Source organism: Desulfobacter sp., assembly GCA_028768525.1.
GTDB lineage: Bacteria > Desulfobacterota > Desulfobacteria > Desulfobacterales > Desulfobacteraceae > Desulfobacter.
The window spans coordinates 3,317,183-3,337,380 of record CP054837.1; the positions used below are offsets into that span (position 1 = coordinate 3,317,183).

A 20,198-nucleotide genomic window follows, 5' to 3' on the forward strand; every position below is an offset into this window, starting at 1 on the left:
TTTTTTAACGCCCGGTAAGTCCGATGGGCCTACCGGGCGAATTCTATTGGAGATCGGACTCCGCAGGCCCCATGAAAAATGTCCGGGTCCGGCGGTAGCCCTTGGCCAGCCCTGTTTTCACCGATTCAATCAGGGCGTAGAGGGTGGGGACCACCACCAGGGTGAGGATGGTGGCGATGAGCAGGCCGAAGATGACCACGATGGCCATGGACCGCCACCACTGGCTGGATTCCGAGGTCCATGACATGGCCATGACATGGAAGTCGTAGGAGACCCCGGTGACCATGGGCAGCAGCCCTAAAATAGTGGTGACGGCGGTGAGCAGCACCGGACGCAGCCGGGTGGCTCCGGCGGAGATCACTGCATCCTCCACCCCCATCCCCGCATCCCGCAGCTTATTGGTATAGTCGATGAGGACGATGGCGTTGTTGACCACCACCCCGGCCAGGGAAATGATGCCCACCCCGGTCATGATCACTCCGAAGGGGGAGTCGATGACGGCCAGGCCCCAGAAGGCCCCGCCCAGGGAGAGGATCACCGAGGTCAGGATGATGCCCGGCTGGACCACGGAGTTGAAGAGGGTGACCAGGATGAGGAAGATCAAAAACAGGGCGATGACAAAGGCCTTGGAGAGGAATTTCTGGGCTTCCTGCTGTTCCTCGTCCTCCCCGGTGAACTTGTACCGGTATCCCGGGGGCAGGTCCAGTTCCTTCATCAACTCCATGACCTGGAGGCGGGCCACGGCGCCGGAGGTCTTTGTCTCATCCACATTGGCCTGGACCGTGACCACCCGCTCGTGGTTTTTCCGGACAATATCCCCCAGGGTCCCCTTGTACTCAATGGCGGCCAGGGTGGTGAGCGGAACGATCTCCCCGGTGGGGGCCGGGATCATGAGCTTGTGGAGGATATCCGCCACCTTGCGGTCGGATTCGGCCAGGGTGACGGTGATGTCGTAGTCCTCGTCCCCCTCGTAATAGGTGGAGACATCCAGGCCGTTGTATGCAGTTTTCAGGGCCGAGCCGATGGCCGAGGTGGTCAGGCCGAACAGCGCCGCCCGCTGCCGGTCGATTTTTACCTGGACCGAGGGCAGCCCGCCCTGGTAGTCGTCCCGGATATCCTTGACATGGGGGACGCTGCCCACGATCTGCTTGATCTGTTCGGCCAGCCGGGCCAGCACTGTGAAGCTTTCCCCGGAGATTTCAATATTGACGGGGGGACCGGTGGGCGGGCCCTCCTTGAGTTCGTCCACGGTGATCTTCACACCCGGAATCTCGGCCACCCGCCTGCGGATCTCCTCCAGGTCCGCCTTGGTGGGGCTGGTCCTCTCTTCAAAATCGATGAACTGGATCCCGATGTGGTTGGGCAGGTTCTGGTCGAATACCGAGGCCCCGGCGTTCTGGACGGTCCGGGTGAAGATATGCTCGATATTGTTGATATCCGAGGGGGCCATGAAGACAGAGCCGTCGGCGCGTTCATGTTCCTGGAGGACCATGGCCTCCCGGTAGTCCCCATGGGGAAGGCCGGCAATGGCCTGTTCCACTTGTTTTACGGTCCTGTCGATATATTCCAGGTCCGCCCCTTCGGGTACGTCGATGTTCACATAGGCGGACCGGGGATCGATGGCGGGAAAGAATTCCACCGGCTTTTCAATGCCGATGCGCAGCATCCAGACCTGCCATAACAATACCAGGACGGCAAAGGAGGCCAGGAGCACGGTAAACTTGTGCTTCAGGGACTGGACCAGGATGAGTTCATAGGTTTTCAGGAAAAATCCCCGTATTTCAATGGGCTGTTCTCCCTTGGATTCGATTTCTTCCGCCGAAAGCCGGGGCCGGTCTCCGCTGACCTTCATGAAAAAGGCGCACATGGCCGGGTTGATGACCAGGGCCACGAAGAGGGATGAGCTGAGGGTCACGATGAGGGTGACGGGCAGGTAGGACATGAATTCCCCCATGATGCCGGGCCAGAAGATCATGGGGAAAAAGGCGGCCAGGGTGGTGAGAGTGGAGCCGATCACCGGCCAGGCCACTTCGCCGGTGGCCCGCATGGCCGCCTCCAGCCGGGGCACCCCCTGCTGCATGTAGCGGAAGATGTTTTCTATGATGACGATGGCATTGTCCACCAGCATGCCCAGGGCCAGGGTCAGGGAGAAGAGGACCACCATGTTCAGGGTGATCCCCAGGGCCTGGAGCACGGCAAAGGAGAGGAACATGGAAAAGGGGATGGCCAGCCCCACCAGAAAGGCATTGCGGACGCCCAGGGCCACAAAGAGAACCACCACCACCAGGATGAGCCCGGAAATGATATTGTTCTCCAGGTCCGCCACCATGGCCCGGATCTCCTTGGACTGGTTCATGAGCTTGGTGATGGTGGTGCCCCTGGGAAAGTGCCCGGAGGCCTCCTGGACAATGGCATCGATCTTGTCGGAAATGAAGATGATGTTTTCCCCCACCCGTTTTTTAACCGAGATATTGATGGCATTCACCCCGTTGAGCCGGGACCGTGAGGTTTCCTCTTTTATCCCGTCCAGTACGCGGGCCACATCCTTGAGATAGATGGGCCGTCCGTCGTGGGTAGCCACCACCAGGGAGAGAATCTCTTCGGGGGTATCGAATTCCCCGGGCACCTTGAGCTGGTACCGGCCGTCCCCCAGGGTGATGGCCCCGCCCGAGGTGTTCTGGTTTTCCCTGGCCACGGCGCTTTGCAGGGCGGTGATGGGAATCCGGTAATAGGCCAGCTTGTCCGTGTCCACCTCCACCCGGATCTCCCGCTCCTGTCCGCCGGTGATCTCCACCTCAAGGACACCGGGCACAGCCTCGATATCGTCCTTAAGGTCGTCGGCGATTTTTTTGAGGAGCTTGGGGCCGGCGTCCCCGGCCAGGGAATAGACCACGATGGGCATTTCCGAGAAATTCACCTCAAATACCGAAGGGTCGTTTTCCAGGTCCGTGGGCAGGTCGTTCTTGGCCTCGTCCACCTTGTCCTTGACCTTTGTGAGCACCTCGTCAATGTCGGTTCCCGGCAGAAATTCAATATTGATCTGGGAGAGCCCCTGGGAGGAGACAGAGGAGATGTTTTTCACCTTGTCCAGGCCCTTGAGCTTTTTTTCGATTTTGATGGTGATGGCGGTTTCGATGTCCGAAGCGGAGACCCCACGGTAATCGGTCTGGACAAATACATAGGGGATGGTGATGTCCGGCGAGCTTTCCCGGGGCAGCACCTTATAGGCGTAGAGCCCGATGACCACAATGATCACCACCAGCACCAGCACGGAAATCCGGTTTTTGACCGCGGTATCGGAGAGGATCATTGGACCAGTTCCTCCATCTGCTTAACGGTGCGGGTGACATTGACCTTTTCCCCGTCTTCGATGAGGCGGTGTCCCACCACCACCACATGGTCTCCCGGGGCAAGGCCCCGGGCCGCCAAAATCCGCCAGCCGTCCTGGAATCCCGTGGCCACCGGGCGAAAGGAGACCCGGCCTTCCGATTCTACAAAGACCCCGGTCTTTTTTTCCCGGGTCACCAGGGAATAGATGGGCACGGCCAGGCCGTTGTCGGCCCGGTTTTTTACGATATCCACCCGGGCGAACATATCCGGAAGGATCTCCAGTTCCGGATTCTCCACCCGGATTTCAAGGTTGTAGAGCCGGGCCAGGGAATCCGTTGTTTTGTACAGGTAGTTATAGGTGCCGGTGACCGCCTTCCCCCCCAGGGCGTCGAAGCGCATTTCAAAGGTTTTGAGTTTTCGCACGGCGGCCACGTCGGATTCGGGGATGCCCACTTCCACCTTGAGCCGGTCCATGTCCAGAATCACGGCCACGGGCTTGCCCGCATCCAGAAAATCCCCGTATTCCACATGGACCCGGTCCACCACCCCGGCCATGGGGGAACGGATGGTACACCGTTCCATGTTCAGCTTGGCCAGGTCCATGGCCGCCCGGGTGGTTTTGACCCGGGCCTCGGCGTCGTCCAGCTGGGACTGGGTGATGAACTGCTTTTTGGACAGGGCCTTGAACCGTTTCTGGTTGGTCAGGGCGGTTTCAAAGGAGGCCAGGGCGGATTCGTAATTGTGGCGGTAATCCCGGGTATCGATGACGGCCAGGACATCCCCCTTGGCCACCCGGGCCCCTTCTTCCACCCGTTTGTCCACGATTTTGCCCTTGACTTCGGACATCACCGTCAGGGAAATCCACGGCCTGGCCACCCCGGGCAGGCTGATTTTTTCCACCACCGGCCCGGGAAGCATTTCCATTGTCACCACATTGGTCGGGGTCCGTTCCGTCCTGGCCCGGGAGGCCTGCTTTTCAGCCAGTTCCGCCTTCTGGGCATTGATTCTGTTCATCAGGGGCAGAATCACAAGGGCGATAACCAGCAGCACAATGAAAAAAGGCATGCTTCTCCAGATGAATCTGAGCAGGCGGCGCAGGGGGGGGGTTTTTTGCTTGACGGTTGTATTTGGGGTATCCATGGAAAATCCTCTTATAAAATCAATCGAACGAATGTAACAGTCTAATATCAGGTGGCTTTCCTGACATATTCATGTCACCGGGCAATTTTATGAAATTCGATCCTATAACAGGATAATTTTTATGTATAGGGATAAAATGTTAAAAAGTGTCCTGCGCTAATTGAGATGAAATTCCTTGATCATGATCAGTTCCACAATGCGTTGGGCGGCACGGCCGTCCCAGAATTCGGGGCGGGTACCCTGTTTCCATCTGCCGGCTAGAATTTGATCCAGGCAGTTCATGGCTTTTTCCGGTGAAATGCCCACCAGTTCATTGGTGCCTTTGGAAACAGTGGCGGAACGGTCTGTGAGATCGCCCAGGGTGAGGCAGGGGATGCCGAGAATGGTGGTTTCTTCCTGCAGGCGGCCTGAATCCGTGATGACCAGGCGGGCATCTTTCCATAGGTCTAAGAAGGCCATATGGGATAGGCCCGGCAGAAAAAAAAGTTCAGATGCCGGGCGGATGCCAAAGGCGTCAAGTTTTTTCTGGATACCCGGCATAATTGGCACCGCCAGAGGGATTCGTTTTGCAATACAGCCCAGAATATCCATTATGCAGGAGAGTCTGGCCGGATCATCCGTGAGGGATCGGCTGGCCACGGCGGCCACGGCGTATTCCTTATGTTTTGATTTAAACCGGGTGCTGCTGAATTTTTTACGGGGCAGGCTGTCAAGCCTCCCCAGCCGGTAATAGAGACTGTCCACAAGAACATTCCCCACAAAATGTATGGCCCCTCCCGGCTTTCCCTCTTTTTTCAGATTGACCATGGCCTGGGACTCGGTTACGAAAAAAATATCGGTCACCGTATCAATGACCAAGCGGTTGATTTCCCCTGGGGCGTTTTTATCATGGCAGCGCATGCCGGCTTCGGTATGTGCCACACGTATTCCCTGTTTTGCTGCGGTAAGCGCCGAAGCCAGCGCCGCATCGCCGTCGCCGGCGACAAATACAAGGGCGGGACGAAGTCTTCGGTAAAGGTTTTCAAATACTCCCATGGTGTCTGACAGGTGATGGGCGCAGGGCAGATCTTGGGCATTGAGAATAAAATCCGGTTCGCCCATGCCCATTTCGTCAAACAGAGGACGGCCGATATAGCTGTCATCATATCGGCCGGTGTATACGATTTTGCAGGAGAGTCCGGAACAGGCGTTAAAGGCCCTTGCAAGGGGGGCCAATAGTATAAAATCGGATCCTGTCCCGGAAAGAAGCACCGTGGTCATATTCCGGCCTCCGGATCAGCTTGCCTGGGTATCAATGTCTTTCAGCCGGCTTTCCGCCTGGCCTGCCCCGGGAAAATTTTTCCCCGATGCCAGGCTTTTTTCCAGGTGGCTTCTGGCCTCAAGTTCGTGTCCCAGGCGGTCAAGGATCATGCCCATATGGTAATTGAGGATGGGGCTGTCCGGCATCTGTTCCAGGGCTTGGGCCACATTATTCCTGGCCTGTTCCGTTTCCCCGAGTTTATATTGAATCCATCCCAGGGTATCCAGAACCACGCCGGATCCGGGGTTGAGGGCCAGGGCCTTTTGGGCGTACTCCATGGCTTTGCCCAGTTTTTTCGGGTCATGGGTCAGTTCGCTCTGGGTGAAGGCAAAGTTGTTGGCCGCGGCCCAGAGCCGTGGATTGTTTTCAAAGGCCTGTTCATAGGTTCGGGCCGCAGCGGCATAGTTTTTATCCCGGGTGTAGATACTGCCCAATACCATCCAGGCCCCCATATTTTTGGGGTTTTTAGTCAAAGCGGCCTTAAATCGTTTCACCGCGGCCTCTTTTTCTCCCCGGGCCAGGTATACCCGGGCCATATTGTCGTAGGGGGTATCCCACAGGGGCTTGTACGCCGCAGCCTTTTCATAGGCAGCCATGGCCTGGTCTGACTTTTTTCCGGTAAGCAGCACATTGCCCAGCAGGTTCCAGGTAAATGCTTCCTTGGGGGCTTTCTCCAGGCGTTCCCGGCAAAGCGATTCCGCTAGATCCGGTTTTTTCAGGGCCATATAGCCCCTGACCATGTTGGCGACAATGAGTGCGGCATTGGGATTTTCGGCATAGCCGATCTTCAGTTCATCCATGGCTTCTTTGGTTTTTTTCTGGGCTCCGAGGACGGAGGCCGCTTTAAGATAAGCCATTGCGTTGGCGGGGGCTTTCTCCCTTGCCTTCCGATATTGAACAAGGGCCTTGTCGAAATCCCGGGAGGCCGTATAGAAATCTCCCAAGGCAATCCTGGGGCCTGGGGTCTCTGGTTGGTTTTCAATGGCTTGTTTCAGGTTGGCTTCGGTTGCCGGATAATCTTTTTTTATAATGTTCAGGCGGGCAAGGGCGTTCAGGAGTTCATTCTCCCTTGGCATGGCCTTGTGGGCGGCCTTGAGGACTTCCATGGCCAGGTCGGGCTCCCTGCAGATCATGTGTGCCGAGGCAAGGTTCAGATGGGCTTTCACCGAAGATGGGCGTTTTTCCACGACGGTCCGGAATTCGGATACGGCATTGAGTCCGTTTTTTTTGCCCAGGTGAATCCGGCCTTTGATAAAATGGGCATCCACGTTTTTGGGATCCTCTTTGAGGACCTGCTCAATCAAGGTTTCGCCCTGGTCCGGCCGTGAGGTGGTCAACAATAGTCTGGCCAGGGCCACCTTTGTTTTAATGATTTGGGGGTGGGCCGGATCAGGGTTCAGTTTCAGGGCGTTTCTCAGGCCGCCTTCAGCCTTTTTTATTTGCCTTGTGCCCGCATGGATATCTGCCAGGGCGAGCCGGAAGTCGAAATTTTCCGGATCAAGGGCAATCCCGTTTTCCAGCAGTTTGACGGCCTGCCCAGGTTTCCGGGCGGAAATCCAGAATCGGGCGATGGCAAGCCGGGTTTCCGGGTTTTCCTTGCTCCTTTCCAGTGCCTCATCCAGCACTTCCTGGAGCCTATCGGTTTTCTGCCGGGCCAGGAGGACCTTGGCCAGGCTGATACGATACCTGAGGGTGTCCGGTTTCAATGTGATCACCCGCTCAAACCCTTCAATAACCCGCCCCCAGTCTTTTTTGCCTGCATCTCTTTGCACGGCCAAAAGAATAAGATCGACGTTGTCCGGATATTTTTCCAGGCCTTCCTTCAGGTATGTATCCCTTTTTCCGGCATTTTTCTGCCGCTTGGCCGAGGTGGCCAGCAGCATATAAAGATCCGGGCTCAGGCGGCCTGAATGATACAAGGTGTTGAGGAGCTCATCCCCTTGGGCAAATTCTTTTTTCATATAGTGGGCGGATACCTTTAGCAGATTTCCGTCCAGGTGTTCCGGATCTGCCGCCAGAACGGCTTCTGCCTGGGCCATGGCCCTGTCCGAGGCCCTGCCGGCCAGCAGCATTTTCCCCAGTTCAATCCGGGTTGAAAGGTCGTTCGGTGCCAGTTCAACGGCTTTGCTAAATGAGGCGTAGGCCTTTTTGAACTGCTTGAGTTTAAGCTGGGTCTTTCCCAGGGCGGCATAGCCTTTGGCAAATTTCGGATCAATCTGCAGGACGTTCCGGTATTCCAGGCGGGCCCTTGAATAGTCCCTCTGGCTGAACAGCCTGTCCCCTTTATCCATGAACTTGAGTTTTTTATCTTCCGGGCTGGCGCAGCCGAGGACCTGGGCCAGCAGGACCAGGATCACTAAACCGGCCAGGGCTTTTGCTGTTGCGGATTTCATTATATCCTCCTTGAGTGGCGGCAGACGCCGGGAGAAAAGCCTTATCCACCCTGGCCGCCCGTTGATTTTGAGCAAAACAGTGGCCTGATAAGACCATTTCGCCTGGGAAAAGGCAAGGTGATAAGCTTGACTTTTTTTGTCTTTTTTTTGACTTTTTTTGCTGTTGGAAAAGGGCGTTAGGAAAGGGGCGGCCAGGGGGATGCGCCCGGCAGGCAGCGGTTCAAAGGCCCGGATTTCACCGGGCCTTTGAAATGTTTGCTGAAATTGTGCTGAATTAGAATCTAACCGCTTTCCGCCGGATGCCGGCAAGTGCGGCCAGGCCGGTGCCCAGCAGCCATACCGCCGCCGGAACGGGAACCGGTTTTGCTTCGGCAATACCATTGTTGTAGAAATCCGCCTGGTAAAGGCTGCCGTCTTTGGTGACATCACCTTCCGAATCGATGAAAGAGAACCAGTGCGACCCAGGACCGATACCGATGTAATCATAGTTGGTGCCGTCGCCTTCGGTGCCGTTCCAGACCGCTGTGAAAGAATATCCGCCATTGCCGTTAAAGATCACATTGCCGGCATCGTCCACGTCAACATCATAGGCGCCAAGTTCCAGGTCGGTCAGCTTGGTACCATCGGTATAGTTCAGGTTGCCGGCGCCGGCTGCACCGGCGATGTCTGCGGCAGCCCAGCGGTAAAGCCCCCCGCCGTCGTATGATGCATAATAGGCATTGCCGGCCGCATCAAAGGCCAGGCCGGCGGAGTTCCCGCTCATTTCAACGATTTTATCGTGGTTGTCGGCGCCGGAGGTGTCAAGGCGCCAGATGGAGGTGGGATCTGACCAGTCGGTGCTGTTCAGGCCTGATACATAGGCATTGCCGTTGGAAAAATCCATATCAAAGTTGCCGGCCATGGTTGCCATCTGGGTCCAGGTGCCTGTGGCATGGTCCACCTGGTAAATCCGGTCGTCTACGTTGCCCTCAACTGTAAAGCCCACCCATGAGGAAGTCCCGGTGGGGTCCAGCCTGACAAAGCTGTTATAGCCGGTGTAATTGTCGGGGGTGCCAAGGTCGGAAATTACTGCCCCGTTGTTTTTATTCATGATTTTTAAAGTGTTGTTTGCCCAGCCGTAAACCGTAGCCCCTGATACATCATAGCCGCCAAAATATTGATTTGAGATTATATCATTTGCGACATAAGTTCCGGCGGTTGCCGCGGAGGTGTCGAAAAAGGCTGAAGAGGCCCCGGCGGTAACGGCCAACCCCATGATGACTAAAAATGATGTGATGGCCATAGTGAGTTTTAAAAATCGTTTCATTTATTCACCTTTTAAATTTAAGATTGTCAGTTAATCGTTAATACGATGTTGTATTTTTGATGATGACGCTATTTAAAGGAACCTTACCTCCTTTCTCGGATTCGTCCGGCCAGGGCCGCCAGGCCCCATGCCAGAAGCCGACAGGATCCGGGCACCGGTACCGGCGTGATCTCCATGACGTTGATGCCCATGGCGGTTTTTCCCTTGGCCTAATTCCTGCGGGACCTTGCAACGACAAGAAGGCCGGTGCCCAGAAGCCAGAATGCCCCGGGAATCGGGACGGCGGCAGCCTGGTTGATAACGCCCACAGCCTCCAGGTCAACACCGCCGGAACCCCAGGTTACCCAGCTGTCATAAATGGGATTACCCTGGGAGTCGAGGAAATCGCCGCTGCCAGGGATATCCACGATCCGGACAAAATTGATGTCGTCCAGGTCCACCAGGCCCGACAGGACCAGGGCATTGTCTGACAATTCCTCCAGGTCAAATCCGGTGCCCTCTGAACTGCCGTAGGCATTGGGATGCTTGCCTGCAAGGTTATGGACATCTGAGGGGTCAATGCCGCCGTATCCGCCGACGGGGCCAGGGGTCAGGGAGACGCTGCCGAACCGGGCAAAGTTGATACCGTCCGTGGATACGTCCACATAGCCCAGTTCGGCAAAGAGATCGCTGCCTGAGTAAAAGCCGTTTTCAAATACGGCAAAGTCGTCACCGCTCCCGTTCATGATGGGGGCGTCAAAGGTCAATGTGATTTCTCCCGGTGAAATTCCGGCATCAATCTGGGACGCCCATAAATCCCCCAGGGAAACAATATCCATATTGCTCCCTGTTACCGGGCCCAGGGCTTTTTCCGGAGTCCTGTAATTTCTGTTCGGTTCTGTGGAAACCCCACCCCCCTGGGTATATTGACCGTCCAAATCAGGGTCCAGGGCAGGGGCAGGGGTATAATTTAGAAACCCCGTGGCCCACCCCTGGAAAACAGGGTTTATGGTGCCATCGACAAATCCCGGAATGCCGGCTTCGGTGTAGGGACCGGCCAGGGCGCTGCCGGCGGCAACGGCCACCCCGCAGACAATGATAAAAAACGTTTGAAGTCTTTTCATTTTGATTTTCTCCTCATTGAAAAATAAAATAGCCTGTTGTGAATCGGCGACCCGGCTGTCTGGCCCCGGCATGAAGCGAGGAGATAAGGGGGGGGGAGATCCGTGGTTTTCCGGCCCTGCTTCACAGCAGGTGTGGCTTTTTCAGATTCAGAGGCACCATATCCCGCCTCTGTTTTTTTTTCTCAGACTAATTTGCGAAAATTCGGTAGTTTCTTGTCACCATGTGCGAATTTTATTTTTTGCAGTAAGAAAAGTGAATAAAACGCAAAAAATTACCGGAATTCGGCAAATAAGTCTGAGCATGGCAGGAGAAATTGGGCTATGTTCCGCTTTGACCAGAAACGCCACACCCGTTGAAAGGCGGGGCCGGAAAGCCACGGATCTCATTTCTTCCTCAAGACCGCCGGGTTGCCAAAGGTTCATCAATAACTTGTGATTGAACGGTTAAAAAGGAGATGATTCCCATGAAGCGTATATTATTATTGGTTTTGGTTGTTGTATTTGTCAATTTTCCTGCCTTGGGATTTGCAGACATCGTCTATACCCAGTTAGAGGGTATCCCCTCCCATGGTACAAATACCTGGGACCTGGATGGAAACGGCACCCATGATATCGGTGTGTTCTGGAACTATGAAGACTGGGATGATTCTACCACGGCTGAGGCCAACCATCCCTTAGGCAGTCCGGACGCCAACGGGTTTGCCGCGGGCGGATCATTGGCCCTGAAATTGGTCGCCGGCGATATGGTGGGCCCGGAACAAACCTTTAAAAATGAGACCGTGATGCTCAGCCGGTATTACGATGACCAGGACTGGACCTATTATACCTGGGGCAACTGGGACAATATGGCCGAAGGCGACACCGGCTATCTGGGGTTCCGCTTTCTGGACGGGGATGAGGCGGTTCACTACGGCTGGATCCGGGCCTGGGTCAATCCCGGAAACCAATACATCACCCTCTACGACATGGCCTGGGAAACCGAGGCGGGAAAGGTGATTGCCGCCGGCGACCCAGGATCTCCCGTCCCCGTGCCCGGGGCGGCCTGGCTGCTGGGCACAGGGTTGCTGGGGCTCGCCGGCATGGGCCGGAATCGGATACGGGTATAAGGGGTTGGAACACGCCGCCTGTGCCGGAGTTGGACTCCTGGCAGGTACGGGCCATTGTCCAGGTGTGTTACGGCCGGAATCTCCCCTGCACGGGAGGGTTCCGGCCGGCCCGCTGCCATGTGGGGAATAGGACGCCATCTTATGGAATACGGGTGGCAATTTTTTTATGTATAAATAGCAATTTAGTCCTGATTTTAGGCAATAAAATCCAAGCTTTTAGCCGATCAATCGGGTATTAGTTATCAGGCCGGGGCGGATGCAACCGGAGCCGGGAGACCGGCGGAGGCCCCCGGATAAACCGAAAAATCCAGGTGAGGCAATGAAACGATTTTTAAACAAATTATGGGAAGACGATTTCGGTGCCACCGCAATTGAGTACGGCTTGATCGCAGGAATCATGGCCGCCCTGCTGGTCACTGTGCTGGGCGGGTTCAGCGATAAGCTGAGCGGGCTATTTGATGCCATTACGGAAAAACTCAGCGATACCACGGACACCATTAAAAACAGCAGTACGGTAAGCGGCGGTTGATCATTTCCCTTCCGTCGGCAGCCATGGTGCTGGCATGCAGTGCGGCATATACCGACCTGGCCTGGGGAAGGATTCCCAATTGGCTAACCATCCCCTTTCTGTTTATCGGGCTCTGGTTCAGCACCGCCCAGCTGGGGCTGGTGCCGGGTCTTCTATTCAGCCTCAAGGGGATGGGGACCGGGCTGGCCTGTCTTATGGTCCCCTTTATTCTGGGCGGGGCGGGCGGTGGCGATGTCAAGCTGTTGGGAGCCATGGGGGCCCTGCTCGGCTGTTGCGGCGTATTCTGGACCTTTTTATATGCCGCCCTGGCCGGAGGCATTTACTCCATGGCTGTCCTGATGGCGAAAAAGAATTACGGAGTGGTGTTAAACTTGGCCGATGATATCAGGCAATTGGCCCGGGGCCGGAACCCAGGGCCGTATCAGGAGAATACAGGGCGAAGGACTATTCCCTATTCTCTTCCTGTGCTGGCCGGATACCTGGCTTATACGGCGGCAGGAGGCCTGGTGTGAGAAAAGGACGCCTTTGTATTTCCAATAGCCGGGGGGCCGCCACCGTGGAGTTTGCCCTTCTTGTCCCTGTCTGGCTCCTGCTGTTTTTCGGTATGCTGGATTATGCCTGGTATCTGACCCATGTCATGGTGGCGGAAAATGCCGTGGCCGCCGGTGCCAGGGCCGGTGTGACGGTGAAATACTGGCTGGCACCCGATGACGACGACTATAAGGACCCGGTGGAGATCGCCAGAGATGCCGTAAGGCATGCCTTCTGGCTGGATACGGACCTGAATCCTGCCCTGATTGATGTGAGGTTCAAGGACGGCTCCAATCAGCCGGCGGAAGAGGATGGACAGCGCCAATACCTTGAAGTCAAACTGGTGGATTATGAATATCCTCCGTTGACCGGGTATTTGCCGGACCGCATGATTCCTCGAAAAATCAGTACCATTGCCCTGATGACGCTGCCGTGAAAGGGCCGGGAATTTCCCCGATGAATCAATGGAGAAAGCGAATTGCCCATGTTTAAAGCAAAAACTGTCATTGCCATCCTGTTTTCTTTACTAATGGGGCTTCTGGCCGTCAAGGGGGTCGCCCTGGTCAAGAAGGATACTGCCGTCCCGGCCCCGCAGCCCGTTGCAGAAAGTGTCAAGCCGGGGATAGCGGAACATGGGACAATCACTGCGCCGGCAGCCGTTGATTTTTCAGCCGGCATTCCCAGGGGGATGCGTATTGTCACCATCCGGGTGGATGATGTCTCAGGAGTGAGCCGGTCTCTGGAAAAAAATGACCGGGTGGACGTGGTGGCGGTAACGGATTTCCAGGATGGGCAGAAAGGCAGTATTTCCAGAATGGTGCTCCAGAATATCAGGATATTCGACATTGAAAAGACGGCATTTAAAAAAAGTCTGACAGATAAGGGGAGCCGGAAGAAAAAAAACTGGTCCATACATCTGCTGGTCACCCCTGACCAGGGCACCGTACTTGCGTCTGTTGGGGAGGCGGCAAGGCTGCGCCTGCTGCTCAGAAACCGGGACGATACCGGGATCCGGGGGGCCGTGCCCATGATCTATACCACCCGGAACGGACTGGTAACCATAAGGGACGGGCATGTAAATCCGGCCGGCCGGATCCGGCCCGGCATGCGGGCCATCTCCATTGAAATCGACAACAATGACGGCATCTGCGGCACCCTTGAGCCGGGGGACCGGGTGGACCTGATCTTTTCCTGCATGGAATCTTTGTTCACCACCGAAGGGGGGAACAGCGCTGCAGGAACCCAAGGGATGATGAGCGGCCACCGGAAATCCTCCCGTATCATTCTTCAGGATGTGGAAGTACTGGCCACCGAAGGCAGCCTGGACGCCTCCCTGGGAAATACCAGGAAATCCAGATTTCTTACCCTGGTGGTCACCCCCAAGGAAGCGGAAACGGTGGCCGTGGTCACGGATGCGTCAAAATCCGGGAAGTTCAGGGTGGTTGCCAGGAATCCAGGCGACCGCCGGCGTATCCACAGCAGGGGTGAACTGTTCACAGATCTGGTGATCAAAGACAAGCGCCCCTATAAAATGGTTGAAATTCTGAAAGGTACGGCCAAGTACCCGGTCAAATTCTATGAAGATTGAGAACTGTCCATGAGTGTTCAAGGAAGACGAATATTGAAACCCTGTAAATTGTGTTTAATTGTCCCGGCCCTCCTGCTCTGCCTTGCATGCCCGGCCCATGCCGGCAGCCCTTCCGGGCAGATCCGTATCGAGATGTTTCACTCCCATCTCCTTGAAACCGGAGTGCCCATCATGAGAGCCTCCATTGCCGACCCCAAGGTGGCTGATGTCAATATCCTCTCCCCCACCCAGATCCTTGTGGTGGCCAAGGCAAAGCGTAACGCCTCCACCACCCTCATCCTCTGGGAGAGTGAAAAAAAGGCCGTTACTTACGATATCTGCGTATTTTCAAAGATCGACCCGGCCCTGCTCTCCCTCATGGCTGAACGGATCCGGGCCGTTGCCCCAGGGGTCAGCATCGATATTCTGCCGGCTCGGCAGGCGGTTGATTCGAAATCAATCATTCTCAAGGGGGAGGTGGAAAGCCAGATGGTCATGGAGCGGGTGATCACTGTTGTTGAAAGTTTTGGGATCCGTTATTTCAACCTCATTGACCTCAAAGGCCCCCAGCAGATCCAGCTTAAGGTGGTCATTGCCGAGGTCTCCAAATCCGGTCTCAAGCAAATGGGCATTAATTTTCTGGACTCCGGCGACAACCTGGGGTTCGGCGTATTTAAGGGGGGAACCACAGAAACCAAGGTGGAGTTCAAGGGGGAAACAAAATACGATACAGCCGCCGCCAGTTCCGGCAAATCCCCAGATTCCATAAGCAATACCGTTACCCAGACCGTTTCCAATACCATCGGTTCCCCGTTTAAATCGGCGTTTCAGATTGCCCTGAATTCCACCAAGCACAATTGGCTGGCCTACCTGAGCCTCCTTAAGAACCAAGGCCTGGCCCGGTCCCTGGCCACCCCCACCCTGGTGGCCATGAGCGGGCAAAAGGCCGAATTCCAGGTCGGGGGGGAGTATCCCATCAATACAAAAAATGATGAAGGTGAAATCAGTACGAAAATGCAGCCCTACGGTATTATCCTGAAGTTTACCCCCTATCTGCTGGACAAGGAGACCATTACCCTTGAGGTCAATCCGGAAGTCAGTGCTGTGGATTTCTCATTTGATCCGCCGGGCATTACCTCCAGACGGGCCACCAGTACCCTCCAGCTCAAAGACGGTCAGAGTTTCGCCATGGCAGGGCTGCTCAAGGAAGAATCTTCGGTGACCATCAATAAAGTGCCCTTCCTTGGCGATATTCCCTATCTGGGGACCCTGTTCACCAGCAAGGAAAACAAACACAGTGAAACCGAACTGGTGATTATGGTAACCCCCAGGATCGTCAGGGCCATGAATCCGGGTGAGGTGCCGGCACTGCCCGGCAGAGGAATGAAAAAAGAGATCCGTGATGGGGATTTTTTCATTAAAAATAATCTGGGGTTCATGGAATCCGATGAAAAAGATACCCGGGAATTCAGGGGAAAGACCGGGTTCGCAAAATAAAAGGGAAATCAAGAAAAGATGAACAATACTCCAAAAGGCATGGTAATCAGCAGTGATAAGGGGCTCTGCCGGGAACTGGCATCGGTGCTTTCCCCAATGGTGGACATCCAGGGGCCGGTGGCCGACATTGCCCTTGGATACCGCCAGGCCAGGGATGCCGCTTCAGAACTGGTGTTTCTGGACCTGGGTGCCGGGGAAAAAGAATGCATGAGTTTTACCCGGCGGATGAAACGGGTGCAGCCGGACACCCAGGTGCTCATGGTGGGGGCGGCCAAGGATCCCGGCCTCCTTCTTGACGCCATGCGGGCGGGGGTTTCGGATTTTCTGTTTTCGCCTTTTAACAATGCAGAAATCTCTGATGCGGTTCAGGGGGCCCTTGCCAGGGGGGGGGACGGTTCCGGCGGAGGGGAGGTGGTTTCCGTGTTCAGCCTCAAAGGCGGGGTCGGGGTCACCACCATTGCCATGAATCTGGCCGGGCATCTTTACGATCTGACAGGGGACAAGGTGCTGCTTCTGGATCTCAACCTTTTTATGGGGGATGTGACAAGTTATCTGAATATGCCAATGGACTATACCCCCTATGACCTGCTCCGTGATGTGGACCGTATGGATGAAAAGCTGATGTTTTCCTTGGTGAACCGCCATGACTCGGGAATATATGTGATGGCCCCGCCGGTTGGCATCAGCGATGCCGAACAGGTCGGCCCCGAGGACATCGCTGCCATGACCGCTGTGGTGAAACGGTATTTCGATTATATTATTGTGGACTGTCCCCATGAATTTTCCGAGCGGACCCTCATGGCCTGCTCCCTTTCGGACAAGATTCTGGTGGTAGCCCATCAGACCATCCCTGCCGTCAAAAGCACCCGTCAGGTCATGGATTTCTTCAATGAGATGGAATTTGACCGGGACAAAATAGAGGTGGTGCTCAACCGTTACAAAAAAGACAGCGCCATGGATGCAGCCGCCCTTGAAGGGGTGCTGGAGAAAAAAATAGCTGCCAGGATCAGCAGCGCTTCCCCCCTTTTTGAAAAAATGACCGCCGGGGGGAAAATTGTATGCCGGGGGGACGGGAAGCATCCCATAAACCGGGAGTTCAGGGCGTTGGCAGGCCGTTTGACCGGTATTCACCCTTCACCTTCTGGCCTGCTGCACCGGCTGGGGGGAATGTTCCGATGAAGCTGAGCGACCGGCTCAATGCCGGAACCGGACAGCGGACCGGACCGGTTGCGGCAAAACCCATGGACCGGACCCGCTACAATCGTGTCAAGTCGGAGGTCCACCTGATGCTGGTGGAGCGCCTGGATCTGTCCACGGTGACGGACCTCTCTTCCCAGGAGCTGGAGATCGCTGTCCGGAACATGCTCAACGAAATCACCCTGAACCGGGATATGCCCCTGAACAACAGGGAGCGCACCCTGCTGGTATCGGACCTGGTCAATGAGATAACGGGGCTGGGGCCTTTGGAAGCCTATATCAATGACGATAGCGTACAGGATATCCTTGTCAACGGCCATTCCCAGGTCATTGTTGAACGGGACGGGATTCTGGAAACCACCCCGGTTCAGTTTCGGGACGACAAGCACCTGATGCACATCATCGATAAGATTGTATCCGGTGTCGGCCGGCGGATTGACGAGTCCTCCCCCATGGTGGACGCCCGGCTGGCGGACGGTTCAAGGGTTAACGTGATCATCCCCCCCCTGGCCCTGGACGGCCCCATGATGTCCATCCGGAAATTCGGTAAACACCAGTTCACGGGAGATGATCTCATGGCAAGGGGAGCCATGGGCAGCGGAATGTTCGATTTTTTGCGGGCCGCCATCCGGTCAAAACTCAATATTCTGGTCTCCGGCGGTACCGGCGCCGGAAAGACCACCCTGCTGAATGTATTGTCCGAGAATATCCCGGACAAGGAGCGTATCATCACCATTGAGGACAGTGCGGAGTTACGGCTGGGCCAGCCCCACGTGGTCCGGCTGGAATCCAGGCCTCCCAATGTGGAGGGTAAGGGGGAGGCCACCCTCACTGACCTGGTGAAAAACAGTTTAAGGATGCGGCCGGACCGGATTATCGTTGGGGAAACCCGGGGGGGGGAAGTCATGGATATGCTCCAGGCCATGAATACGGGCCACCCCGGATCCATGTCCACCATCCACGCCAACAGCCCAAAGGACGCCCTTTCCCGCATGGAGGTCATGGCCAATATGGGGACGGTAACCTATTCGGAGACCGCCCTTAAAACTCTGATTTCCAGTGCCATTGACATCATTGTCCAGCTAGCCCGCCTGGCCGACGGCAAGCGCCGGGTGGTCTCCATCACCGAGGTCAGGGGACTGCGCGCCGAGGCCGTTGACCTTTCCGAACTGTTCCGCTTTCTGCCCCGGGGCACAGACGGGGACGGGAATGTGTTGGGCATGTTTAAAGGGACCGGGACCGTACCTGAGTGTTTCAATCATATTGCCGTGGCCGGTATTGAGCTTGACAAAGAGATTTTCAGCCGGGAATGGGCCATTCAATGAGAGCGGAAATGCTCATATACACCATTGTTTTTTTCATTATATTCCTGGTCACCCTGGTTATTTTTTTCATCAAGGACCGGCTGGGCAGCCGGCGGCAAAGGCGGTTTTTAAAGTCTGCTTTCGGCACCGACGGACGGAACCGGCCGGTTCCGGAACGCCGCCTGGGGCCGGAGGCGTTAAGAAAAAAACGCATCCCGGCAACGGGGTTGAGTCTCGGGGCATTAAATTATCTTCTCATTGCCGCAGGCATTCCGTTTTCCCCGGAACGATTTATTATGATGGCCGCAGGGGCTGCAGGCCTGGCCGCGTTTTTAATTTTTACACTCCTGGACAACCCGCTGGCCGCTGCCGGAGCCTTCCTCCTCTGCCTGTCCCTGCCAGTCATCTTCCTCTATATAAAGAAAAAGAAAATCGAGCAGCAGCTCATTGTACAGATGCCCGATGCCCTGGGCATGATTGTCCGGGCCCTGAGGGTGGGGCAATCCGTGGACAGCGCCCTTAAAGATGTGGCTGTGGCCGTTCCCGCCCCCTTCGGCACCGAGGTCAGAATTATATATGAGGAGATCCGCATGGGCATCCCCTTTGACCAGGCCCTGAGGAATTTTGAAGCACGGTACCCGGCCTTGGCCGATGTAAAGATATTTGCCACGGCCTTTATCATCCAGCGGGAAATCGGGGGCAGCCTCTCCCAGATTCTGGAGGGATTGAGCGACACCATCAAGAAACGATTTTATTTCCAGCGCCAGGTCAAAACCTATAGCGCAGAGGCGCGGGTGAGCGCCGTGATCATCGGCCTGCTGCCCCTGCTCTTTGTGGTGGTTTCCTATCTGTTCAATCCGGATTATATCACCCGGCTGACGGATACCTCCCTGGGCCGCATCCTGGTGTTTGCCGCCTTTGCATTAGAAGGGGCCGGATTTCTGGTAATGAAAAAGATGGCAGAGATAAAGGTATGATTTTCCCGAATATCCTGGATGTACTGGTATTCTGCCTGGCGTCGGGCACTACATTCTGCATGATTTCCTGGATAGATGTCCGCTACAGGCGGCGGATGACGGAGAAGCGGCTGGGCATCGCGGTCTCCCCCCAGCCAAAGGCCGGTAAGAAGACAGCCTCCCTGAACCGGGTGGTTCTTACCCTGGGCCAGGTGGCGGCACCGAAAAAGGATAAAGAGATTTCCAAAATCAGGGCGCGTCTCTGTTACGCCGGTTACCGGGACGAGGGCGCGCCGATGGGTTTTTACGGGTTGAAGCTTGGCGGGGGGCTGCTGCTATCCGGCCTTTTCTTTTTTTTCCAATTGGCACTGGGCCTTGTGTCACCCCGGACCCCCCTCATGCTGTTCATTCCCTTCGGGTTCGGGTATTTACTCCCGGATATGGTTTTAAAACACCGGGCCAAAGCAAGGGTTACGAGCATCTTCAGGGAGCTTCCGGACACTTTGGACCTGCTGGTCATCTGCCTTTACGCCGGCCTGGGTTTCGACTATGCCCTTTACCGGGTATGCAGTGAACTCAGGGACATTGCCCCCATCCTGTCCGGGGAGTTCGGCCGGTATTTCCTTGAAACCAAAAGCGGCCTTGTCCGGGAAACCGCGCTGAAAAACCTGGCCGAGCGGAACGGGTCCGAGCCCCTGAAAAGCGTGGTCAACGTACTGCTGCAATCCTCCAGAATCGGGACGGACATGGCAAGGGCCCTGAAAGTCTATACAGACACCATGCGCAAAGAGCGCCAGCAGATGGCCGAGGAGCAGGGGGCCAAGCTGGGGACGAAACTGACCCTCCCCCTGGTGGTTTTTATCCTGCCGGCCCTGATGCTCATTATCCTGGGGCCGGTGATCATTAATTTTGTTAAGCTTGTTACAGAGGGATTTTAAG

Annotated in this window: 16 protein-coding genes and 2 riboswitches; of the genes, 10 read left to right on the forward strand and 6 right to left on the reverse strand. The window is 55.8% G+C overall.

The features are described 5' to 3' along the window. Nucleotides 1-43: 43 nt before the first annotated feature. The 6 genes from HUN04_14800 to HUN04_14825 form a co-directional block, all read right to left on the reverse strand. Entirely contained in the window at nucleotides 44-3,310 is a 3,267-nt protein-coding gene (locus HUN04_14800) for an efflux RND transporter permease subunit (GenBank protein WDP90893.1), read from the reverse strand. Then, nucleotides 3,307-4,470: an efflux RND transporter periplasmic adaptor subunit gene (locus HUN04_14805; GenBank protein WDP90894.1), complete on the reverse strand. Its 1,164-nt coding sequence runs from the start codon at nucleotides 4,468-4,470 to the stop codon at nucleotides 3,307-3,309. The genes HUN04_14800 and HUN04_14805 overlap by 4 nt, the downstream gene beginning before the upstream one ends. A 156-nt stretch (nucleotides 4,471-4,626) precedes the next feature. Beyond that, the gene (locus HUN04_14810) at nucleotides 4,627-5,730 is read right to left on the reverse strand and encodes a UDP-N-acetylglucosamine 2-epimerase (protein ID WDP90895.1); all 1,104 of its coding nucleotides are present in this window, start codon (nucleotides 5,728-5,730) and stop codon (nucleotides 4,627-4,629) included. 15 nt (nucleotides 5,731-5,745) lie between these two features. Continuing rightward, entirely contained in the window at nucleotides 5,746-8,163 is a 2,418-nt protein-coding gene (locus HUN04_14815) for a tetratricopeptide repeat protein (protein WDP90896.1), read from the reverse strand. Nucleotides 8,164-8,437: 274 nt separating this feature from the next. Further along, the gene (locus HUN04_14820) at nucleotides 8,438-9,469 is read right to left on the reverse strand and encodes a VPLPA-CTERM sorting domain-containing protein (GenBank protein WDP90897.1); all 1,032 of its coding nucleotides are present in this window, start codon (nucleotides 9,467-9,469) and stop codon (nucleotides 8,438-8,440) included. 209 nt (nucleotides 9,470-9,678) lie between these two features. After that, nucleotides 9,679-10,572 carry a PEP-CTERM sorting domain-containing protein gene (locus HUN04_14825; GenBank protein WDP90898.1) on the reverse strand — a complete coding sequence of 298 codons (894 nt, stop codon included), beginning with the start codon at nucleotides 10,570-10,572 and terminating at the stop codon, nucleotides 9,679-9,681. A gap of 42 nt (nucleotides 10,573-10,614) precedes the next feature. Continuing rightward, nucleotides 10,615-10,719: riboswitch (cyclic di-GMP riboswitch) on the reverse strand. 186 nt (nucleotides 10,720-10,905) lie between these two features. Then, nucleotides 10,906-10,988, forward strand: a riboswitch (cyclic di-GMP riboswitch). Nucleotides 10,989-11,036: 48 nt separating this feature from the next. On the opposite strand from HUN04_14825, the gene HUN04_14830 reads away from it, so the two are divergent. The 10 genes from HUN04_14830 (at nucleotide 11,037) to HUN04_14875 (ending at nucleotide 20,197) form a co-directional block, all read left to right on the forward strand. Further along, a complete protein-coding gene (locus tag HUN04_14830; protein ID WDP90899.1) occupies nucleotides 11,037-11,678 on the forward strand; it encodes a hypothetical protein in 642 nt (213 codons plus the stop codon). 319 nt (nucleotides 11,679-11,997) lie between these two features. Further along, nucleotides 11,998-12,207: a Flp family type IVb pilin gene (locus HUN04_14835; protein WDP90900.1), complete on the forward strand. Its 210-nt coding sequence runs from the start codon at nucleotides 11,998-12,000 to the stop codon at nucleotides 12,205-12,207. Beyond that, a complete protein-coding gene (locus HUN04_14840) occupies nucleotides 12,204-12,719 on the forward strand; it encodes a prepilin peptidase (protein ID WDP90901.1) in 516 nt (171 codons plus the stop codon). The genes HUN04_14835 and HUN04_14840 overlap by 4 nt, the downstream gene beginning before the upstream one ends. Continuing rightward, on the forward strand, nucleotides 12,716-13,174 hold the full coding sequence (locus tag HUN04_14845; GenBank protein ID WDP90902.1) for a pilus assembly protein: 459 nt from the start codon (nucleotides 12,716-12,718) through the stop codon (nucleotides 13,172-13,174). Before HUN04_14840 ends, HUN04_14845 begins: the two co-directional genes overlap by 4 nt. A 48-nt stretch (nucleotides 13,175-13,222) precedes the next feature. Continuing rightward, nucleotides 13,223-14,326, forward strand: a complete 1,104-nt coding sequence (gene cpaB / locus HUN04_14850; GenBank protein WDP90903.1) for a Flp pilus assembly protein CpaB — start codon at nucleotides 13,223-13,225, stop codon at nucleotides 14,324-14,326. Nucleotides 14,327-14,359: 33 nt separating this feature from the next. Beyond that, the gene (locus HUN04_14855; GenBank protein ID WDP90904.1) at nucleotides 14,360-15,802 is read left to right on the forward strand and encodes a pilus assembly protein N-terminal domain-containing protein; all 1,443 of its coding nucleotides are present in this window, start codon (nucleotides 14,360-14,362) and stop codon (nucleotides 15,800-15,802) included. An 18-nt stretch (nucleotides 15,803-15,820) separates the two neighbouring features. Beyond that, nucleotides 15,821-16,981, forward strand: coding sequence for an AAA family ATPase (locus HUN04_14860; GenBank protein ID WDP90905.1), 1,161 nt, complete (start codon nucleotides 15,821-15,823; stop codon nucleotides 16,979-16,981). Next, nucleotides 16,978-18,324 (forward strand): CpaF family protein, encoded by a 1,347-nt coding sequence (locus tag HUN04_14865; protein ID WDP90906.1) that lies wholly within the window; start codon nucleotides 16,978-16,980, stop codon nucleotides 18,322-18,324. The genes HUN04_14860 and HUN04_14865 overlap by 4 nt, the downstream gene beginning before the upstream one ends. An 8-nt stretch (nucleotides 18,325-18,332) precedes the next feature. Further along, nucleotides 18,333-19,280, forward strand: coding sequence for a type II secretion system F family protein (locus HUN04_14870; protein ID WDP90907.1), 948 nt, complete (start codon nucleotides 18,333-18,335; stop codon nucleotides 19,278-19,280). Beyond that, on the forward strand, nucleotides 19,277-20,197 hold the full coding sequence (locus HUN04_14875; protein ID WDP90908.1) for a type II secretion system F family protein: 921 nt from the start codon (nucleotides 19,277-19,279) through the stop codon (nucleotides 20,195-20,197). Before HUN04_14870 ends, HUN04_14875 begins: the two co-directional genes overlap by 4 nt. Nucleotide 20,198: the final 1 nt, after the last annotated feature.

Coding starts and splice junctions, on each gene's coding strand:
- HUN04_14800 (WDP90893.1), bottom strand. CDS start 3,310: ATGATCCTCTCCGATACCGCGGTCAAAAACCGGATTTCCGTGCTGGTG.
- HUN04_14805 (WDP90894.1), bottom strand. CDS start 4,470: ATGGATACCCCAAATACAACCGTCAAGCAAAAAACCCCCCCCCTGCGC.
- HUN04_14810 (WDP90895.1), bottom strand. CDS start 5,730: ATGACCACGGTGCTTCTTTCCGGGACAGGATCCGATTTTATACTATTG.
- HUN04_14815 (WDP90896.1), bottom strand. CDS start 8,163: ATGAAATCCGCAACAGCAAAAGCCCTGGCCGGTTTAGTGATCCTGGTC.
- HUN04_14820 (WDP90897.1), bottom strand. CDS start 9,469: ATGAAACGATTTTTAAAACTCACTATGGCCATCACATCATTTTTAGTC.
- HUN04_14825 (WDP90898.1), bottom strand. CDS start 10,572: ATGAAAAGACTTCAAACGTTTTTTATCATTGTCTGCGGGGTGGCCGTT.
- HUN04_14830 (WDP90899.1), top strand. CDS start 11,037: ATGAAGCGTATATTATTATTGGTTTTGGTTGTTGTATTTGTCAATTTT.
- HUN04_14835 (WDP90900.1), top strand. CDS start 11,998: ATGAAACGATTTTTAAACAAATTATGGGAAGACGATTTCGGTGCCACC.
- cpaB (WDP90903.1), top strand. CDS start 13,223: ATGTTTAAAGCAAAAACTGTCATTGCCATCCTGTTTTCTTTACTAATG.
- HUN04_14860 (WDP90905.1), top strand. CDS start 15,821: ATGAACAATACTCCAAAAGGCATGGTAATCAGCAGTGATAAGGGGCTC.
- HUN04_14865 (WDP90906.1), top strand. CDS start 16,978: ATGAAGCTGAGCGACCGGCTCAATGCCGGAACCGGACAGCGGACCGGA.
- HUN04_14870 (WDP90907.1), top strand. CDS start 18,333: ATGCTCATATACACCATTGTTTTTTTCATTATATTCCTGGTCACCCTG.
- HUN04_14875 (WDP90908.1), top strand. CDS start 19,277: ATGATTTTCCCGAATATCCTGGATGTACTGGTATTCTGCCTGGCGTCG.